Here is a 1,036-nt window from a genome sequence, read left to right as displayed (position 1 = left end):
CGAGACCGTGGGGGGCTCCGCCAGTTGGCCGGGCACCTCCATCGAGGTCAGCTACACCTGTCTGGAATGTGACGGGTTCTACGCCCACGATGTCCATACCGGCGGCATCGACCCGTCGATTCTGCGCCAGTTCCCGGCCGAAGCCCCCGACAACGAGCACGGAACCTACCTCCACTGCGGCGAACCCTTGCGAACCGGCACCACCGCCGAACGCTCCCTGACCACGACGGTCCCGGCCGGACAGAGCCGAAGGAACCGCCTGGAAGCGAGCCTGCGTACCCGGGTCCTGCATTGCCGCTGCGGATTCCGGATGGAGATTCCCCATGCAGACCGCCCCTGAGCCGGAACCGGCAGCAGGCACCCTCACCCGTACCGGCGACGGGGAGACCGGACTGGCGGTCACCGTGCACGCCTCCAGCACCCGTCCCGCTGACTGGGGCCGGGCCATGGCCCGCGCCGTGAACCTGCTCGTTGAACAAATCACCGCCATCACAGGCACTGACCCCTGCCGCGGCCCCGGTGGCCTCGATCTGTCACTGCACGTCACGGCCCTGCCATCCGGCGAGTCCATCACCGTGACCTGGAATGGCTGATCCACACCCGCACCATCACGCCCACCCCTGCGGTGCAGACTCCTTGCCCCCGAACCGAACCCTAAGAGGCTGAAATGACTGACATGCATATCAAGGAACAATGGGACCGGCTCTCTCCGGCCACCCGGCAATGGTTCCTCGACAACCCCGGATGCGTGATCGTGCCCCGCACCATCACGGCCGCCATCAACCTCGAAACCGGCGAGAACGCCGACACCGACGCCCACGGAGAAACCATCCTCTCCGAGGAGGACAGGGCCTTCATCCAGACGAAAGCCCACGACGGAACGGCAACAAACCCAACGGGCCACCAATTCTTCAATGCAGTACAACCGGGACAACCATGACAGTGAACCGTCCCGGGAATCATGCCGCCTGTTTGTTGGCGGCGTCGTCGGGTAACGGGCCGGTTTGTAGATCATAATATGTTTGCTCATATTCCT

General features: G+C 64.4%; 3 protein-coding genes. All 3 read left to right on the top strand.

Annotation, left to right across the window (positions count from 1 at the left end; genetic code table 11):
* Positions 1–340: hypothetical protein (locus tag ABIB51_RS23175; RefSeq protein ID WP_354191739.1), on the top strand; the 340-nt coding region annotated here is incomplete at its 5' end.
* Positions 324–593, top strand: a complete 270-nt coding sequence (locus ABIB51_RS23170; protein ID WP_354191738.1) for a hypothetical protein — start codon at positions 324–326, stop codon at positions 591–593. The genes ABIB51_RS23175 and ABIB51_RS23170, both read left to right, overlap by 17 nt.
* A 74-nt stretch (positions 594–667) precedes the next feature.
* A complete protein-coding gene (locus tag ABIB51_RS23165; protein ID WP_354191737.1) occupies positions 668–940 on the top strand; it encodes a hypothetical protein in 273 nt (90 codons plus the stop codon).
* Positions 941–1,036 lie beyond the last annotated feature (96 nt).

The organism is Arthrobacter sp. UYCu712, from assembly GCF_040547005.1.
Classification (GTDB): Bacteria; Actinomycetota; Actinomycetes; order Actinomycetales; family Micrococcaceae; genus Arthrobacter.
Note: the sequence above shows the minus strand (reverse complement) of the source record. Positions and strands in the feature narration are given on the sequence as shown.

Excerpts from the sequence above, each read along its gene's own strand:
- ABIB51_RS23170 (WP_354191738.1), top strand. The coding sequence starts at position 324 with ATGCAGACCGCCCCTGAGCCGGAACCGGCAGCAGGCACCCTCACCCGT.
- ABIB51_RS23165 (WP_354191737.1), top strand. The coding sequence starts at position 668 with ATGACTGACATGCATATCAAGGAACAATGGGACCGGCTCTCTCCGGCC.